This is a genomic window from Schaalia turicensis ACS-279-V-Col4, assembly GCF_000296505.1.
GTDB lineage: Bacteria > Actinomycetota > Actinomycetes > Actinomycetales > Actinomycetaceae > Pauljensenia > Pauljensenia turicensis_A.
In genome coordinates, this window is the sequence record NZ_JH815208.1 from 600,751 (window position 1) to 617,653 (window position 16,903).

At 58.8% G+C, this 16,903-nt stretch carries 16 protein-coding genes; 12 read left to right on the plus strand and 4 right to left on the minus strand.

Going from position 1 to position 16,903, the window contains the following annotated elements; genetic code table 11:
• Positions 1-102: 102 nt before the first annotated feature.
• The 3 genes from HMPREF9241_RS02635 to HMPREF9241_RS09610 all read right to left on the minus strand — a co-directional run bounded on the left by HMPREF9241_RS02635 (position 103) and on the right by HMPREF9241_RS09610 (position 2,669).
• The gene (locus tag HMPREF9241_RS02635; RefSeq protein ID WP_006680729.1) at positions 103-1,416 is read right to left on the minus strand and encodes a chloride channel protein; all 1,314 of its coding nucleotides are present in this window, start codon (positions 1,414-1,416) and stop codon (positions 103-105) included.
• Between the two features lie 6 nt (positions 1,417-1,422).
• Entirely contained in the window at positions 1,423-1,872 is a 450-nt protein-coding gene (locus tag HMPREF9241_RS02640) for a MarR family winged helix-turn-helix transcriptional regulator (protein WP_006680730.1), read from the minus strand.
• A 611-nt stretch (positions 1,873-2,483) separates the two neighbouring features.
• The gene (locus HMPREF9241_RS09610) at positions 2,484-2,669 is read right to left on the minus strand and encodes an LLM class flavin-dependent oxidoreductase (protein ID WP_341532737.1); all 186 of its coding nucleotides are present in this window, start codon (positions 2,667-2,669) and stop codon (positions 2,484-2,486) included.
• A 356-nt stretch (positions 2,670-3,025) separates the two neighbouring features.
• Between HMPREF9241_RS09610 and HMPREF9241_RS02650 the strand changes: the two genes are divergently transcribed.
• The 5 genes from HMPREF9241_RS02650 (at position 3,026) to HMPREF9241_RS02670 (ending at position 7,279) form a co-directional block, all read left to right on the plus strand.
• Complete coding sequence (locus HMPREF9241_RS02650; RefSeq protein WP_006680732.1) at positions 3,026-3,352, plus strand: histone-like nucleoid-structuring protein Lsr2; 327 nt, start codon at positions 3,026-3,028, stop codon at positions 3,350-3,352.
• 53 nt (positions 3,353-3,405) lie between these two features.
• On the plus strand, positions 3,406-4,143 hold the full coding sequence (locus tag HMPREF9241_RS02655; protein ID WP_006680733.1) for a phosphoglyceromutase: 738 nt from the start codon (positions 3,406-3,408) through the stop codon (positions 4,141-4,143).
• A 215-nt stretch (positions 4,144-4,358) separates the two neighbouring features.
• Entirely contained in the window at positions 4,359-4,877 is a 519-nt protein-coding gene (locus HMPREF9241_RS02660) for a CarD family transcriptional regulator (RefSeq protein WP_040318486.1), read from the plus strand.
• Positions 4,878-4,904: 27 nt separating this feature from the next.
• The gene (locus HMPREF9241_RS02665; RefSeq protein WP_006680735.1) at positions 4,905-5,696 is read left to right on the plus strand and encodes an IspD/TarI family cytidylyltransferase; all 792 of its coding nucleotides are present in this window, start codon (positions 4,905-4,907) and stop codon (positions 5,694-5,696) included.
• A 218-nt stretch (positions 5,697-5,914) separates the two neighbouring features.
• Positions 5,915-7,279 carry an MFS transporter gene (locus HMPREF9241_RS02670; protein ID WP_006680736.1) on the plus strand — a complete coding sequence of 455 codons (1,365 nt, stop codon included), beginning with the start codon at positions 5,915-5,917 and terminating at the stop codon, positions 7,277-7,279.
• A 148-nt stretch (positions 7,280-7,427) separates the two neighbouring features.
• On the opposite strand, the gene ispF is transcribed toward HMPREF9241_RS02670, so the two are convergent.
• On the minus strand, positions 7,428-7,952 hold the full coding sequence (ispF, locus tag HMPREF9241_RS02675) for a 2-C-methyl-D-erythritol 2,4-cyclodiphosphate synthase (protein WP_006680737.1): 525 nt from the start codon (positions 7,950-7,952) through the stop codon (positions 7,428-7,430).
• Positions 7,953-8,027: 75 nt separating this feature from the next.
• Between ispF and thrC the strand changes: the two genes are divergently transcribed.
• The 7 genes from thrC to HMPREF9241_RS09615 all read left to right on the plus strand — a co-directional run bounded on the left by thrC (position 8,028) and on the right by HMPREF9241_RS09615 (position 16,903).
• Positions 8,028-9,491, plus strand: a complete 1,464-nt coding sequence (thrC, locus tag HMPREF9241_RS02680) for a threonine synthase (protein ID WP_006680738.1) — start codon at positions 8,028-8,030, stop codon at positions 9,489-9,491.
• 110 nt (positions 9,492-9,601) lie between these two features.
• Entirely contained in the window at positions 9,602-11,062 is a 1,461-nt protein-coding gene (gene cysS, locus HMPREF9241_RS02685; RefSeq protein WP_006680739.1) for a cysteine--tRNA ligase, read from the plus strand.
• A 234-nt stretch (positions 11,063-11,296) separates the two neighbouring features.
• Complete coding sequence (rlmB, locus tag HMPREF9241_RS02690) at positions 11,297-12,286, plus strand: 23S rRNA (guanosine(2251)-2'-O)-methyltransferase RlmB (protein WP_006680740.1); 990 nt, start codon at positions 11,297-11,299, stop codon at positions 12,284-12,286.
• A 486-nt stretch (positions 12,287-12,772) separates the two neighbouring features.
• Entirely contained in the window at positions 12,773-13,750 is a 978-nt protein-coding gene (locus tag HMPREF9241_RS02695; RefSeq protein ID WP_006680741.1) for an SPFH domain-containing protein, read from the plus strand.
• A 42-nt stretch (positions 13,751-13,792) separates the two neighbouring features.
• Positions 13,793-14,014 carry a type II toxin-antitoxin system antitoxin gene (locus HMPREF9241_RS02700; RefSeq protein WP_006680742.1) on the plus strand — a complete coding sequence of 74 codons (222 nt, stop codon included), beginning with the start codon at positions 13,793-13,795 and terminating at the stop codon, positions 14,012-14,014.
• A 144-nt stretch (positions 14,015-14,158) separates the two neighbouring features.
• Entirely contained in the window at positions 14,159-15,439 is a 1,281-nt protein-coding gene (locus HMPREF9241_RS02705; RefSeq protein ID WP_006680743.1) for an adenylosuccinate synthase, read from the plus strand.
• 489 nt (positions 15,440-15,928) lie between these two features.
• The gene (locus HMPREF9241_RS09615; RefSeq protein WP_006680744.1) at positions 15,929-16,903 is read left to right on the plus strand and encodes a hypothetical protein; all 975 of its coding nucleotides are present in this window, start codon (positions 15,929-15,931) and stop codon (positions 16,901-16,903) included.

The following is a 16,903-nucleotide window of genomic DNA, read 5'->3' on the forward strand; positions in this document are numbered from 1 at the left end:
ACAGGGGGAGTGCCCGCCGGGGTGCTTCGACCAAGGGTGAAAAAGATTGCTACGAGGTCGCGCACTAAGAACGCCAAGCGATGTTTGAGGTGCGCGGCCTCGTCAATCAGAAGAAGGAAAAGGTGGAATCGACACGGTTGCGTGGACTTCGGCAAGCCTGCGAGCCTCGCGCCTCTTGCGGATCCACGCGGTCATCAACACCGAACCAACCAACGCGATTCCAGTAGAACCAACAATGGGAAGACCTGCAAAACCGGTGAACTCGAAAACCAGAGTCAAACCGGTTAACGGAGCCGCCATCGACGAACCCAAGAAAATCGCAGCACCAATAAACACACACGCAGCCACCGATACGCTGGGAACAACCTGTTGCCACACCAAACCAGTCACCGCGCCAATACCGGCACCCAAGGCGACTCCAGGAGTCAGCGTTCCACCCCACGCCCCAGCACGAATCGTCACAAGAGTCGTGAACGTCTTCGCCACAAGGACCAATAGTGCCGTGATCAAACCAGCGCCAGCTAGCCAGCGAGCATCAAACTGCGTCTGAGCACTCGCCTGCCCATTGCCGAGCACCGAAGGAATCACTATCGCAATAAGACCAACAATGACGAACGCCAGCGGAAGTGACCAAAGAAGGTGAGCAGATCGGGGCTTAGCCTGTTCGCACCGGTCAACCCACGTTCGGAACAATTCACCCAGCGCACCCAAAATGGGTCCCATGATCAGCGCCCAGACGACAAGACCCCACGACGTCTTCAAAGGCTCAACCGAATAAAAGGGTGCAGGTCGATGCCAGCCGGTAGACACCAATACGGAAAGAACAGCAATAAAAGAAGCGGTCGCAACCGCCTTCGGGCGCTTGGACAAAAGCAGAATTTCAAGAGCATAAACAGCGCCGGAAATAGGAATCGAATACACAGCCGACAAGCCGGCACCCGCACCACACGCGACAATAATTCTGCGATCCTCGGCGGACAACCCGCAGTGCGAAGATAGCCAGGAAGAGAGCGAGGCGCTCACTTCACGAGGAGCCACTTCACGGCCAATCGAAGCTCCCATGCCAACCAAGACAATCTGCGTCAGGGCATGCCAGATGGTTCGAAGCGGAGGTAGCGTCTCTCCCTCAACCCCAGCCTTCACGCTGGTCAGCTGAGGATTCTTCTGGAACATCACAGTCCACGAAATAGCCCCTAACACGCCAGCAACAAGCAGGATCAAGGGGCGATGCCATGAAACGGAGGCAGAAACAGAATCAAGGAATGTGCCCGAGTGATGATTCCACACCACTGCCTCGACTCCATGCAGAAGGCGAGTACACAGCCAGCCAACAATTCCGGCGGTAACCCCCGTCGCAAGGGTCGCGCTGATATAGCGAACCCAATAGGGCAGGGTAGGCAAGCGGTTGGAAGGCACAGCGGGTCAGGCCATATGGTCGTCGATGCGTCGAGCGATGCGACCAAACACTTCGTTGAGCACGGTGATCTCTTCTACGCTCAGGTCGTTCAGTACGATCTCTCGAACGACCTCACGGTGCACGTCAGCAGCCTTTTCGAAGAACTTCTTGCCAGCATCCGTCATTAGAATCAGGCCACCACGTCCGTCACCCACGCACGTCGTGCGCTCCACGTATCCGCGAGAGACAAGCCGATTTACAGTGTGTGTCAGGCGGGAGGGGCTGAATACAACCTCATGAGCCAAAGCGGAGGGGCGAATGCCTTCATCGCCAGCTCGTGCCACCTGAAGGAGCACGTTATATTCGGGCTGAGTCACGTGGCACTCCGCCTTCAGCGCGGCTTCGATAGCGTTCGTCAGACGTGCCGTGGTCACGAAATACGTTTCCCACGCGCGTCCGCGAGCATCGCGTCTCATGATCATCCCTTCAGTGGCGTTTCAAAGTCAGCAAACCCAGGCCAATGCGAGGCTTCTTGGTCTGAGGCAGCGTCCGTGGCCACCTGAGACGCAAGGTCTCAACTATATCCGATTCAGAAAAGTTATCGAGTATAGGTGAATCATTCTCTGGCTGAGAAACGGCGGAATCTCACGGTTCGTCATGTGAAGTGTGAACAGAAAGTGCCAAACGTCCAAAAAGATCACGTACGCCTCGCTCAATCCGATCGGCACGTTTCGCTGTCGAAGACTCCTCCGACATTCCAGCGTGAATGAGGACGAACCGCATCCTGCGACTTGCGTGCCATGAAGACTTGACCACCCAGACCGACAATTGCCTTCTTTACAGGACCGTGACCGTAGTGTTCAAAGTGCTCGTGGTACAGGGGACCATGTGTTCTGGCGACCAGAAAACACTGTTGTGGAAGAAACAGTCACCGTAATAGGCGACCTGTACAGTAATTTCGAGGGAGCGAATAGGGCCGTGCCATACAAATGGAGCAATTCCGTCCAGTGGGCGTGGAGTGGAAGTGAAACCGTGCAAAGGCGTACGTACGGAATTTACCGTGCCAATCGACATCATCTTCGCTCCATCAACGGCGTAGAAGAGCGTAGTTTTCAATGGCCAACGGAATACCGTTGCGAATATTTTTTCCGAACCACGGGTAAACCGAATCTGTATTTCCGTGACTCATCATCAGGTCAATTCGACCACCTGACATGTATTGCGCCATTGCGTAGTCTTCGACATTTTTGGTGGGGTTGTTGGTTGTAATCAGAGTCGGTGATGTCTGCGACGCTCATGATTCCAAACTGCAGGGGTACTCTTTGTTCTTAGCTGAGATCCAATGTGGTACAACGATCAACTCAATTGAAGTTGGTGGCAGATTTTCTCCTGTGCGCTTCGTCTCTAGGGTTACGAGGTCGACCCCACTGAACAAAACACCCCTCTTGGTTCACGCGTCGGAGAGTTTTGGTCAATTAACTCTCGCTTCTAGTCTTACTTTATAAGTATTCAATTTCACTATTTAAAAACGGTTGCGTCGGTTCTTTCTTATTTTATATTCTGTCCGGAGACAATTTGATTGTCTCCGGACAATAACAATCGAACATCAATGAGTGAATAGGACCCCTTATGAAGAAGACGCACGTCGTTCTCGTTGACGATATTGATGGAACTCCTGCAAAAGACACCGTTACATTCTCATTCCAGGGTGTGACCTACGAAATTGACCTCTCGGAAGAACACATTTCTGAAATTTCCGCTGATTTTGAAAAGTGGATTTCTTCATCGCGCCGTATCGGTGGTCGAGCAATCCGCGGTTCACGCGTGGCCTCGTCGGCAGCTCTGTCGCGCGCAGGTGAAATTCGCGCATGGGCCACAGAAAACGGAATCCAGGTTTCCGACCGTGGGCGCATCCCCGCCGACATCGTCGCGAAGTTTGAGAGGGCTCACGCCTGAGATAGGTCCTTGGGGTCTATGACAACACCCCTCGAAGATGGAAGAATGACGTCATGACATACACACTGGTGCTGCTCCGCCACGGCGAGAGCGAATGGAATGCAAAGAACCTCTTCACCGGCTGGGTTGACGTGCCGCTCTCCGAAAAGGGCCGCGCCGAAGCCGCACGCGGTGGCGAGTTCCTCAAGGAATCTGGCGTTCTGCCGGACCTCCTGTTCACCTCGATGTTGCGCCGCGCAATCATGACCGCGAACCTCGCACTCGATGCTGCCGATCGTCACTGGATCCCGGTTGAGCGCAACTGGCGTCTGAACGAGCGCCACTACGGTGCTCTTCAGGGTAAGAACAAGAAAGAAATCCGCGACGAATATGGCGAGGATCAGTTCATGCAGTGGCGTCGTTCCTACGACGTTCCGCCACCGGCAATCGAAGCTGGCTCCGAATTTAGCCAGGACACCGACCCGCGTTACGCAGGCGAGCCGATCCCGATGACCGAATGCCTGAAGGACGTCCTTGAGCGCCTGCTCCCGTACTGGGACGGCACCATCGTCCCGGCAATCAAGACCGGCAAGACCGTCATGATCGCCGCACACGGCAACTCGCTGCGCGCCATCGTCAAGCACCTCGACGAAATCTCCGACGAGGACATTGCAGGCGTCAACATCCCGACCGGTATCCCGCTTGTTTACGAGCTGGATGAGGAAACCCTCAAGCCGATCAAGAAGGGTGGCACCTACCTGGATCCCGAGGCAGAAGCAAAGATTGCTGCTGTCGCCAACCAGGGCAAGTGAGCATCTAGATAGCTGAACGAGTGGGGCGGATCCGCGAAAGTGGATTCGCCCCATTTGTATTGTGCTGATTTGAATCCACATGTGAAGTAGATCGCGGGGGTGGACCGAGTGCCGCCCCTCGTGAGTGGCTTCGGCCCGCCAGCGCCTAGTCGGGTAGGAAACGGGTGCAAATGGTAGACTTGTATTCGCTAGTCGCATATCTGCAGGGAGCTCTCATGACGTTCGAAATTGGTCAGACGGTCGTTTATCCGCACCACGGTGCAGCCACGATCGAAGAGATCTCTACGCGCACGTTGCGTGGTGAAGAGATCACGTTCTTGACCTTGCGCGTCGAACAGGGCGACATGACCATTCAGGTTCCCGCAAATAACGTTGACCTTGTTGGTGTGCGTGAAGTTGTCGGTGAAGATGGGCTGGAAGAGGTTCTGAAGGTTCTTCGTGCCCCCTACGTTGAAGAGCCCACCAACTGGTCCCGCCGGTTCAAGGCAAACCAAGAGAAGATCGCAACCGGCGACATCGTGAAGGTCGCTGAAGTTGTTCGTGACCTGACGCGTCGCGACGATCTGAAGAAGCTTTCCGTTGGTGAAAAGCGTACCCTGACCAAGGCTCGTCAGATCCTCTGCTCTGAACTTGCGTTGGCGCGTAACATCACCGAAGAACAGGCAGCTGCTCGCCTTGACGAAATCCTCGCCGAAGGTCGTATCACCCCTGAAGACGCCGTAGACGCTGAGTGACCTGACCCGTCACACTTCGGATCCTCAATGTCAACCGCTCTTGCAGTCCTGACAGCAGCAGGCTCCGGCACCCGTTTGGGGGGTGACGGTCCCAAAGCTCTTGTTGAGCTTGCTGGCACTACTCTTCTTGAACGATCCGCCCGCGGGCTAGCTCAAGCTGGTGTTGCAGGCATCGTCGTGACAGCTCCCGCCGATCAGGTCGATACCTTCGCCACTTACTTTCCAGATGGACGTATCACGCTTACAAGCGAGCAGGGCGAATCCTGTTCAATACCTGTTCTTGTCGTTGCCGGATCATCCGCGTCGCGTCAAGCCTCAGTTGCCCTCGGACTGGATGCGTTAGAAACCCTCACCGAAACCCACGGGATGTGCCTTGACGCTTCAACCCCCGTCCTTGTTCACGACGCCGCGCGAGCTTTGACTCCGCCAGACGCGATTCGTCGCGTCATTGCAGCCGTCACGTTGGGATACAACGCTGTCATCCCGGTTCTGCCAGTGACCGACACGCTCAAACAAGTTGGCGACTCCACCGCGTCAGCACACCTCGGCATCGGACTGCGCCCGGTGATGGCAACCATCGACCGTTCCGCCCTTGTCAGCGTGCAGACACCTCAAGGATTCGCGTGGTCCACCTTGCGCGAAGCGCACGAGTCCGCCCGGACTCGTGGAGCAAATGAACGTACAGCGGCGACCGATGATGCGGGTCTTGTGGAAGACGCGGGTGGTCAAGTGATGACAGTCCCTGGCGACCTTCTCTCCATGAAAGTCACAACCCGGCTCGACCTTGCGCTCGCAACACTTCTACTCGATCAATCCTGAAAACTGCCAGCTTGCCTGCCACAGCGGGGTAAGAAAGATGCCCGGTGTGGCCTCGTCAATGAGGGACTAGAACGGGGACACAAGGCAGATAATGCGACCGACTTGCACGTCCACGAAACGTTCAAGAAATCAAATTTCGCTCCTCTTCGTGTTAAGTTCCAGATGTCAGCAACACTGACAGCGCCCAAAGCAGCGGACGTATGTCCGAGGAGAAACGAATGTCATCCACCCCGAACACCCCAGTGGCATCAAAAGAAAAAACGAAAATCCTGACGCGCCCCGTCATTGAATGGGCAGCGTGGGACTGGGGGTCGGCAGCGTTCAACGCTGTCGCCACCACTTTCGTCTTCTCCACCTACCTGACCAGCGATGGGCTGTTCACCGATGCGGGAACCGCGAACTCGCACCTGTCGATCGGGTTGACGGTCGCAGGCCTCATCATCGCTCTTCTCGCGCCGATTACCGGCCAGCGCGCAGACCGTCGTGGTAAGGGCGGTGTCTGGCTCGGCTGGTTTACCGGCGCGGTTGTCCTGTCGATGCTCGCCATGTTCTTCGTCGCCCCCGAATCGTCGATCGGGCCGAACGCGTCGCTCTGGCTCGGTATTTCACTGCTGGGCGTCGGCAACATCTTCTTCGAGTTCGCGTCCGTGAACTACAATGCGATGCTCAACCACCTGGCTGACAAGAAGGACATGGGGCGTATCTCCGGCCTTGGCTGGGGAGCCGGCTACGTTGGTGGCATCGTCCTGCTACTCATCCTCTACGTCGGCTTGATTGGTCCGAACCTGCTGGGTGTGTCCACCGACAACGGTCTGAATATTCGTATCGCGATGATCATCGCGGCACTCTGGTTCGGTCTCTTCGCCCTGCCGGTCGTGCTGCACCCGCCGAAACCGTCAGTCCTGCACCACGATGATTCGAAAGAATCTCTGCTCGACTCCTACCGTATGCTCTGGCAGACCGTGAAGGGCCTGCACCGCGAAGCGCCGCATACACTGTTTTTCTTGCTGGCTTCCGCCGTCTTCCGCGACGGCCTGGCAGGCGTTTTCACCTTCGGTGCAATCCTGGCAAAGTCCGCGTTCGGTTTCTCCGCCGGTGACGTCATGGTCTTCGCAATCGCCGCGAACGTCGTGGCGGGCCTAGCTACCATCGGCTTCGGCGCTCTCGACGACAAGATTGGCCCGAAAAAGGTCATTATCTTCTCGCTCGCTTCGATGGTCGTTTTCGGCCTGGGCGTCTTCTTCTTCCACGCGCACGGCTCGATCGTCTTCTGGAGCCTTGGCCTGTTGCTCTGCATCTTCGTCGGCCCGACCCAGTCGGCATCCCGTTCGTTCCTCGGCCGTATCATCCCCGCAGGTCGTGAAGGCGAAGTCTTCGGCCTGTACGCGACCACCGGCCGCGCCGTCTCTTTCCTGGCGCCGTTCATGTACGGCGTCTTCCTGAAGATCGGCAAGGCGCAGTCCACCGGTGGCGACTACACCTACTGGGGCATCCTCGGTATCATCCTGATCCTCGCCGTTGGCTTGGTCCTGACCATCCCGGTCAAGGCAGACGAGGCACACTTGGAGCACCTCGAAAAGTAATGGGGGAGTAGCGGGCTGACTCTTTCTGCCTGCTCGCCTCTGTTCTCTTCCCGATTCTTGAGGTGCGCTTGTCGCGGGGGATCTCGATCGCCGTTTTCTTCGCGGTACTCACCCGCGGTTTCCCCGTGACCTCGTTCGCGCTGGCGAACTACTGAGCCCGAACGACGAGCGCAACCGCTGTTGCTGCCAAGCCGTCGCCTCGTCCCGTAAACCCAAGCCCGTCCGTCGTCGTGGCGCTGACGGAAACGGGCGCGCCGACGATTTCGCTCATCCGCTGGCACGCTTCGGGTAGACGCGCAGCCATGCGAGGCTTTGTGCCGATCACCTGCACGGTCGCATTACCGATGTGCCAGCCAGCTTTGCGCGCCATTCGGCATACCTCGACAAGGAATTGTTCGCCGGATGCGCCCGACCACTCGGGTCGACTGGTCCCGAACACGCTTCCCATTTCGCCCAGGCCGGTCGCCGCCAAAATCGCGTCGCACACTGCGTGAGCTGCAACGTCGCCATCAGAGTGACCCTCCAGTGGGGTTTCGCCCGGCCACTCCAAACACGCGAGCATGAGAGTCTTGTCGGGCAGATTCCCACACTCGTCTGCGACTGCGAACGCGTGAACGTCGATCGCTTGGCCAACGCGGAAGGGGACGGGAGTGGAGTGAGCGGTGTCAGTCATGCTTCAAGGCTAGCCGGTGCGACGCGGATTTGGGACGGAGCTCGCACGACAGCCTGACCCCGATAGGATCGGCGCATGCGGTACATTTCGACTCGCCAATCTTCGGCCGACAACGCGCGCTCGTTCAGCGACATCCTTCTTGAGGGCCTCGCTCCCGACGGCGGCCTCTACATGCCTGAAAGCTACCCGCAACTGGGCGCGACAGACCTCGAAGAACTCAGCCGAGTCCTCGCAGATGAAGGCTATGCGGCGCTCGCTGCCCGCGTCCTTGAACTGTTCATTGACGACATTCCCTCCGAGCACCTGAAGGCGATTACCGCTCGCGCCTACCGCACGCCCGCGTTCAGTGACCCGGCGATCGTTCCGGTTACGCACCTCCAGTCCGGAGTCTGGGTGTCGCACCTGTCGAACGGCCCGACGGCAGCGTTCAAGGACATGGCGATGCAGTTGCTTGGCGAACTCTTCGAGTACGAGCTCGACCGCCGTGGAGATTGGCTGACGATTGTGGGTGCGACCAGTGGTGATACCGGCTCTGCTGCCGAGTACGCGCTACGAGGCCGGAATGGCCTGTCGGTCGTCATGCTTACTCCGGCCGGACGCATGACGCCATTCCAGCGCGCGCAAATGTTCTCTCTGCTGGACGACAACATTGTGAACGTCGCAGTTGAGGGCGTATTCGATGACTGTCAGGACTTGGTGAAGACGGTCAACATGGACCCTGACTTTAAGGCGAAATGGCATCTGGGCGCGGTTAACTCGATCAACTGGGCGCGCCTGCTCGCCCAAGTTGTGTATTACGTCGCGACCTGGTTGCAGGTGGCACGAGGTGCGGACGGTGGCCTCGACCTGGATTGCCGAGTGAACGTCGTCGTTCCCTCGGGCAACTTCGGCAATATTTGCGCAGCCCATGTGGCGCGACAGATGGGCTTGCCACTGGGAACGCTTGTTGTGGCCACGAACGAGAACGATGTTCTTGACGAGTTTTTCCGCACCGGTGTCTACCGCGTTCGTTCTTCGGCTCAAACACTGGCAACCTCGTCGCCGTCGATGGATATTTCGAAGGCATCCAACTTCGAGCGCTTTATCTTCGACCTGCTTGGTCGCGACGGGGAGCGTACCGCTCAGCTGTTCGGCGAGGTCCTGAACTCGGACGGCTTCTTCGATCTGTCCGGCACTGAAGAATTTGCCGCCCTTGGCGAAAACTACGGCTTCGTGTCGGGCACCTCAAACCATGCCCACCGCCTGGAACAGATTCTCTTCACCGAAGAAAACGACGGCTACCTGCTGGACCCGCATACCGCGGACGGCATGCACGTCGCACGCCAGTGGGCACCGCGCCTGGGCGGGCCGACCGTCGTCATGGAAACTGCGCTTCCCGTGAAGTTTGCCGACACGATCCGCGAGGCAACCGGCCATGAACCCACCGTTCCCGCCCGATTCGCCGATATTGAGGGGGGCGAGCAACGCGTCGTGAGCCTGCCGAACGACGCCGACGCCCTGCGTGCTCTGATCGAAGAAAAGATCACGCCCAGAAACTGAGCTTCCGAAACGCCTGTCCCCTGCGCCACCCCGCCCTTTCGTCGCGTTACGCAGTCCTAAAAGTGGAGGCGGCCTCGTACCGTGGGAGCCGACGCGGGTAGCATGGCACTATGACGCTTCACCTGTACGACTCGAAGTCCGCCACCCTGCAGCCACTGGTTCCTGTAAACCCGGGGAAAGTGGGGATTTACCTGTGTGGCGCGACGGTGCAGGGTGCGCCACACGTCGGACACCTGCGCGCGGCCGTCGCGTTCGACTCGCTGATTCGTTGGCTGAAGCGCAATGGTCTGGACGTCACTTACATCCGTAACGTCACCGACATTGATGACAAGATCCTCAACAAGTCCGCCGACGCGGGCGTTGAATGGTGGGCGTGGGCGCAGCGTTTCGAGCGCGAATTCACCGAAGCGTATGCGACCCTCGGTGTTCTGCCACCGACCTACGAACCTCACGCGACCGGGCATATTCCGGACCAGATTGACTTGATTAACCGCCTGATTGAGCGCGAGCACGCCTACGCCGACGGCCAGGGCAACGTCTACTTCTCCGTCGCCAGCCAGGACGATTATGGGTCGCTGACCCGCCAGAAGCTCGACGACATGCGCACCACCGAAGACGAGGCGCAGATCGACGCCGCCGTGGAAGCGGGCAAGCGCGACCCTCGCGACTTTGCGCTCTGGAAGGCAGCCAAGGCAAGCGAGCCGGAAACTGCGGCTTGGGATTCTCCGTGGGGACGAGGCCGCCCGGGCTGGCATCTCGAATGCTCTGCGATGTCGCGGCGCTATTTGGGTGACGAATTCGATATTCACGGCGGTGGAATCGATCTGCGATTCCCGCACCACGAGAATGAACAAGCGCAGTCACACGGAGCAGGTTGGGGATTCGCGCGCCTCTGGGTTCACAACGCGTGGGTCACCATGAAGGGCGAAAAAATGTCGAAGTCGCTGGGCAACGTGCTCTCCATCGACGCTCTGACTGCAGAGCATCCGGCTGCTGCCGTTCGGTGGGCGCTTTCGACCGTTCATCACCGCAGTGGAATTGAGTGGGGCCCTGAAACCATGCCGGCTGCTGCCGCTGCATGGGCGAAGTTTTCCGCCTTCGTGGAACGCGCGATCGCGATTGCAGACGAGGTTCCCGCTTCCGAAATTGCACTGCCTGCGTCCGAACTACCCGAGGGCTTCGTGACCGCAATGGACGATGACCTGAACGTGGCTGGAGCACTTGCCGTCATTTACGAGCACATGAAGGCCGGCAACGTTGCCATCGAAGCGGGCGACACCGAAGCGGTCCGACGTGAACAGCAGTTGGTGCGCTCCATGCTTGATGTCATCGGACTTGACCCCGCATCCGAGCAGTGGCGAAGCGGACTAGGCTCCGCTGGAACAGCTGGAGGTGCGGGATCTGACGAACACGATGCGCTCGACACCCTCGTTCAGGCCGTCATCGAAGAACGTGCGCAGGCTCGCGCCGAAAAGGACTGGGCACGCGCAGACGCTCTTCGTGACCGCCTCGCGAACGCGGGAATCGAAGTCGCTGACGGGCGCGATGGAGCAACCTGGAAACTCGCCTGACCTTCCGTTGATCGCAGGCACGTCTCTCGCGCGAGGAATTGCCAAGGCCGATAATCGGAGCGAAAGCTGGAAATCGCTGGCGTTCCGGCCTCGTCAATTGGTGAACAAGAGAAAGTGCGCCGTGATACCTACCGCAAATGGCGATATCGTGCGGGAAAACAGTCGGGGAGCCGATAGGCTTGCTATCTGAACTGCTCGCCGGGAGGCGAGACCAACGAACGATAGGTGAAACTCATGGCGGGAAACGACGGTCGTCGCGGCGCAGTGCGCAAACCCGGATCGAAGAAGGGCGCGAAAGTCGGCACCGGCGGGCACTCGCGTCGTAGGCTCGAAGGTAAGGGGCCGACCCCGAAGGCTGAAGACCGGACCTACCATCCCGCGTACAAGCGCAAGATCCAGAGGGAAGCACGCGAAGCTCGGGAAGCAGCGATCGCGCGCGCACGTGCCAAGTCATCCATCAAGGTCGCACCCGGCCACGAACTGATCGCCGGTCGCAACCCCGTCGCCGAAGCTGTCCGCGCCAACGTGCCGATTGAACGTGTCTTCGTGCTCGACAATGTGAAAGACGACCGCGTCGAAGAGGTCATCCGCCTCGCCACCCACATGGGGGCCCCTGTTTTCGAGGTCACCCGTCGCGACCTCGACGTCGCAACCGACGGCGCAGTCCACCAGGGCGTAGCCGTTGAGGTGCGCGGATACGAATACTCGCACGTCGAAGACCTGATCGTCGGATCCTTCCAGAAGGTTGGAACGCCCCTGCTGGTCGCGCTCGACCAAGTGACCGACCCGCACAACCTGGGCGCAGTTCTCCGTTCCGCCGGAGCGTTTGGCGCCGACGGTGTCATTATCCCGGAACGTCGCTCCGCAGGTGTCAACACCACCGCGTGGAAGGTCTCTGCTGGCGCAGCCGCCCGAGTTCCCGTCGCGCGCGCAACCAACCTGGTCCGTGCCCTCGAGGAATGCAAGAAGAACGGTATGTTCGTCATCGGCCTTGACGGCGGGGGAGACGCGTCGTTGCGCGGGTTGAAGCTCGCCGACGCGCCGCTGGTCGTTGTCACCGGCGCCGAAGGGGCGGGCCTGTCCCGCCTGGTCCGCGAAACCTGCGACCAGATTGTGTCCATCCCGATCTCGTCCGCGGTCGAATCGTTGAACGCCGCTGTCGCAACCGGCATCGCCCTGTACGAGGTCGCCTCCGTCCGCGCGGAGGCTGCCGCGGTTAAGTGAGGTAACCGTCAACTACGGTAGGCATTGCCTGGCGAGGTAGGTGATGCCAGCTGAGGTAGGTGTCGCCAGCTTTTTCGTCGTGCCCGTGTTTTCTCTTGCGTAAGAGCGCGAGCATGAGGCATGTGTGGGTGCTCGGCGGAGTTTGGGTGGTGGCAGGCGTCGGTTTTTGTCGTGTAAGGCGATGTTTTCCCAGTTGAAAGCCCATTTTCGTCGCCTTGTACGTCTTTTCTTTCCTGAGCGCTCATCCGGGTTGCCTTCAGCTGGCCAGATGTGCCACGCATTCTGCGTGAGCACCTATTTCGGCTGGCGTTGCGCGCGTGGCCTCGCGAATTGTCGATGGTCCGCGATCGTGAATGATGCACGAGACCGCCCACTGTACCCAGACAAAAACATGCTATTGACGCGGAGTAAAAAATAGATATCATATTGATATCGCACTCGTGTGGAGCTAGCCGACCGGCTGGCGCGAGTCGCAAAGGAGAACTGATGTCGCACTCGGTGGCTCAGGAAGAGCACATCAACGTCAAAGGCGTAGCTGATAATGCGTTTGCTGAAGCAAAAGCGCGCGTGAATATTGCGGAAAAGAAGGCGCCGGCACTCGGATCGGCGATCGCCTTCCCGATGGCCTTGATCCTGCTCGCAGGTTTCGGCTACTCGATCTACCTGTTCGTTACAGGTGCGATCGCGGATGACGCTGGCGAAGCGGGCGGTGTCGCAAGAATCGTTTCCGGTTCGGTCATGTTCCTCCTCGTCATGGTGTTGATGCCCTGCTTGGCGGTCATCTCTCCTGGCCAGACCTCGGTTCGCCAGTTCTTCGGCAAGTACGTTGGCACGGTTCGCAAGACGGGCCTGGTGCTGGTACCGCCGTTGACGAATGGCAAGAAGGTCTCCGTCAAGGTCCATAACTTCGAGACGAGCGAGCTGAAAGTCAACGATTCCGACGGTAATCCGGTGAATATTGCGGCGATCGTCGTGTGGCAGGTTGCTGACACGGCGCGCGCGGTCTTTGCAGTCGAGCAGTACGAGGAATTCATCAAGGCTCAGGCGGAGTCGGCGCTACGTCACGTCGCCACTTCGCACCCCTATGACGAGCCCGGCCCGGGCGAAACCTCGCTACGTGGCGGTACAGACGTCGTCTCCGCTGAACTTGCGCGCGAAGTTGCGGCTCGCGTCGAACTGGCTGGTCTTGAAATCGTCGAGGTTCGTATTTCGTCTCTCGCTTACGCGCCCGAAATTGCGCAGGCAATGTTGCAGCGCCAGCAGGCCGGTGCTGTGATCGCTGCCCGTGAGCAGATCGTTGAAGGGGCGGTCACCATGGTTGAGCAGGCGCTGAACCGTCTGGAAGACAATGACATCGTGTCGCTTGATGATGAACGCAAAGCTCAGATGGTGTCGAACCTGCTGGTCGTGCTCTGCTCTGATCAACGCACTCAGCCGATCGTGAATGCGGGCTCGCTGTACTGACCTGCTGGGTTGGTATTGGGGAGCGAATCGCCGGGTGAGTAAATGACTCCGAAGAATGAGCGCAAGCAAATTCTTCTGCGCTTAGATCCTGCCGTCCACGAGGCGTTGTCCAAGTGGGCGGCAGACGATCTGCGCAGTGTGAACGCGCAGATTGAGATCATTCTGCGTCGCGCGCTGAAGGATGCGGGGCGTGAAGCAAAGGCTCAGCCACTTCGGGGACGAGGCCGCCCGCCCAAACAAACCCCCACTGAAGGGGCGGAGTAAGATTTCTATTGCTTAATGCGTACGTGAAGGCGTATGCGTTAAGCGTGTCTGCTGTTACTGCTCACGCGCTGGCGTAAATCTCGGTAGAATTGTGCGAGGTGCGGCCACAGTCGTACGTATAGCAAGAATATCGGGGAGAAACCCATGCCAGCCGTGATCGTGCTCGGTGCCCAGTGGGGCGACGAAGGTAAAGGTAAGGCGACCGACCAGCTCGGCCAGAACACTGACTATGTCGTGAAGTTCAACGGCGGTAACAACGCCGGTCACACTGTCGTCATCGACGGTGAAAAGTACGCGATGCACCTGTTGCCCGCGGGCATCCTGTCCAAGGGTGTTACCCCGATCATCGGCAACGGCGTCGTCGTTGACATTGATGTTCTGTTCCAGGAATTGGCCGAAATGGAATCGCGTGGCGTTGACTGCTCGCGCCTGAAGATTTCCTCCAATGCTCACATCATCCCCAGCTACAACCGTCTGATGGACCAGGCGAACGAGCGCGCTCGCGGGAAGAACCAGATCGGCACAACCGGCCGTGGCATCGGCCCGACCTACGCGGACAAGATGAACCGCGTTGGCATCCGCATTCAGGATCTGTTCGACCCGAAGACGCTGAGCGAGAAGATCGAGGCAGCTCTTGCCCCGAAAAATGAGGTTTTCGCAGCCGTCGGCATGGAAACTCTCGACCCTGACACCGTCACTGAAGAACTGCTCGCATATGCCGATCGCATCCGCCCGATGGTCTGCGATGCGTCCCTCGAAGTGAATGACGCGCTCGATCGTGGCGACACGGTGCTTTTTGAAGGTGGTCAGGCCACCATGCTCGACATCGACCATGGCACGTACCCGTTTGTGACCTCGTCGAACCCGACCGCCGGCGGTGCGCTGACTGGCACCGGTGTTGGCCCGACCCGCATCGACCGCGTTGTCGGTGTTGCGAAGGCGTACACGACGCGCGTGGGTGAAGGCCCGTTCCCGACAGAACTTGATAATGAGGTCGGTGAGGCCCTGCGTCACAAAGGTGGCGAATTTGGTGTGACCACCGGTCGTGCTCGCCGCACCGGCTGGTTCGACGCGGTTGTCATGCGCTACGCGACCCGCATCAACGGCCTGACCGACATCTGCCTGACGAAGCTCGACGTGCTTTCTGGCTATCCGACCATCCCGGTCTGCGTCGCCTACGAGGTCGATGGTGTCCGCATGGAAGAAATGCCTCTTGACCAGGTCGGTTTCGAGAACGCTGTCCCGGTGTACGAAGAACTGCCCGGTTGGGAAGAGGACATCACCGGTTGCCGTACCTTCGAAGAGTTGCCGAAGAACGCGCAGGATTACATCGCGCGCCTCGAAGAGCTGTCGCGTTGTCGCATTCAGTCGATCGGCGTCGGCGCTGGTCGTGAAGCGACGATCGTCCGCTACCCGCTGATCTGACACCGCTGGCGACCGTCCGCCGTTTGGCGGATCTCTCGCCCCGCGCAGACTGAGCTGCTACTCCGCTGATTTCGGCGTGAGCTTAGCAGTACCGTCCGCGATCATAATGACGAGGCCTGGCCCGGGTGAAACACCCGGGCCAGCCTTGTTTTATCCCTTGGCGTTCATAGGGGCCTACAGGGAACGGGCGGAACAGAAAAAGTGGCCACGACAGGAGACCCATCGCAACCACTTTCCAACGATTAGACACCGAGCCGAAAGCGCCTGTCGGCGCGAAGGCCGCTCGTAGCGGCAAAGTTTGGAGCCCGGGGCTTAACAACTCGGTGCGCGTACAAGCATACGTAATGCGAGCCTCGCTAGCGAGGGGAGGACAGGTGGGACATCCCACCAAAATGTGCGACCATGAATCGTATGGAGTCTGTTCCCACTCGACCTGCCTCGAGGCCCCATTCTCATCGAGGGCGTCGCGATTTAAGCGACCGCCTTTCGATGGCAACCCTGTCAATCACGACCGGTATGCGCTTATCCGCGGTCATCGTTCTTCTTTTCTCGATTCTGACCGTGGTCGTGTGGGCGTTGCCGGCAACGTCTTTGACGTTTGCTTCTCTGATTGCTCTGATCGGTGTTGTTCTTGCCTTCACGTGGGGTGCGCTTACCGGTCTGGATCTTCCTCCCCTCACGATTATCGCGTTGGCGTTTTCGGCAGCTGTTCTGCCGATGGTGGTCGCGCTGATGGGCGACTTAAAATATGGCGTTCCGGTGATTGGGGCGTCGGTTGTTGCGATTGTTGCTTCGGTGATTTTCACGGCTCCAACGCCAACGAATCACTCGTTTATCACAGGTGAGAATTGTGCTGAAACGATCGCGCAACGCCAGCGTGAGCGGGCTCTTCAGGAAGCTCTTATCGCAGGTGAATCAGTCGATGAGGCCGATGTGATGGTGCTACGCCGAGTGAAGACTCGTCCTAATGAGCGTCCGACCTCTTTGACTCTTGCCTCCGCGATCGGAGCCTTGATTCTGATTGCCGCGTCGGCTGTGTGGATCACGTTGAATTCTCTTGAGCAGTGGAGCATGATGATCCCCGTTGCCGCGGTCTTGATTGCGCTGATTGTGTGGGGAGACCAGATTGGCCACACCTATCGTTCGCAGTCGATTGGTGCGCTTTCGGTGGGAGCGATCTCGGGCGCAATCATTGGTGTTGTCGCATATATTGCCGGTCGCGCATCGCAGATGACGCCGATTATTCTTCCGGGCCTTGCGTCTGTCATCGGTCCGATCCCGGCGGCCGCTCTTTTCGGTTTGCTTGAAGGTGTGGCTGTTGGTGTGACGATTGTGGTTCTTGATGGTCTGCTAGGTGATCACACGACGCGTCGCCCGCCGACGGGTGCGCTGGGTCGCGCCTGCGCAAAGTTCTTGGTTGCTGCGATTCCGATTTACGCGTTGATCCGCATCGGTGGCATCTGA

What these genes read in the sequence shown, in the direction of transcription:
- HMPREF9241_RS02700 (WP_006680742.1), top strand. Translation starts at nt 13,793, where the DNA reads ATGACTCCGAAGAATGAGCGCAAGCAAATTCTTCTGCGCTTAGATCCT.
- HMPREF9241_RS02640 (WP_006680730.1), bottom strand. Translation starts at nt 1,872, where the DNA reads ATGAGACGCGATGCTCGCGGACGCGCGTGGGAAACGTATTTCGTGACC.
- HMPREF9241_RS09615 (WP_006680744.1), top strand. Translation starts at nt 15,929, where the DNA reads ATGGCAACCCTGTCAATCACGACCGGTATGCGCTTATCCGCGGTCATC.
- thrC (WP_006680738.1), top strand. Translation starts at nt 8,028, where the DNA reads ATGCGGTACATTTCGACTCGCCAATCTTCGGCCGACAACGCGCGCTCG.
- HMPREF9241_RS02695 (WP_006680741.1), top strand. Translation starts at nt 12,773, where the DNA reads ATGTCGCACTCGGTGGCTCAGGAAGAGCACATCAACGTCAAAGGCGTA.
- HMPREF9241_RS02655 (WP_006680733.1), top strand. Translation starts at nt 3,406, where the DNA reads ATGACATACACACTGGTGCTGCTCCGCCACGGCGAGAGCGAATGGAAT.
- HMPREF9241_RS02660 (WP_040318486.1), top strand. Translation starts at nt 4,359, where the DNA reads ATGACGTTCGAAATTGGTCAGACGGTCGTTTATCCGCACCACGGTGCA.
- cysS (WP_006680739.1), top strand. Translation starts at nt 9,602, where the DNA reads ATGACGCTTCACCTGTACGACTCGAAGTCCGCCACCCTGCAGCCACTG.
- ispF (WP_006680737.1), bottom strand. Translation starts at nt 7,952, where the DNA reads ATGACTGACACCGCTCACTCCACTCCCGTCCCCTTCCGCGTTGGCCAA.
- HMPREF9241_RS02670 (WP_006680736.1), top strand. Translation starts at nt 5,915, where the DNA reads ATGTCATCCACCCCGAACACCCCAGTGGCATCAAAAGAAAAAACGAAA.
- HMPREF9241_RS02705 (WP_006680743.1), top strand. Translation starts at nt 14,159, where the DNA reads ATGCCAGCCGTGATCGTGCTCGGTGCCCAGTGGGGCGACGAAGGTAAA.
- HMPREF9241_RS02665 (WP_006680735.1), top strand. Translation starts at nt 4,905, where the DNA reads ATGTCAACCGCTCTTGCAGTCCTGACAGCAGCAGGCTCCGGCACCCGT.
- rlmB (WP_006680740.1), top strand. Translation starts at nt 11,297, where the DNA reads ATGGCGGGAAACGACGGTCGTCGCGGCGCAGTGCGCAAACCCGGATCG.
- HMPREF9241_RS02650 (WP_006680732.1), top strand. Translation starts at nt 3,026, where the DNA reads ATGAAGAAGACGCACGTCGTTCTCGTTGACGATATTGATGGAACTCCT.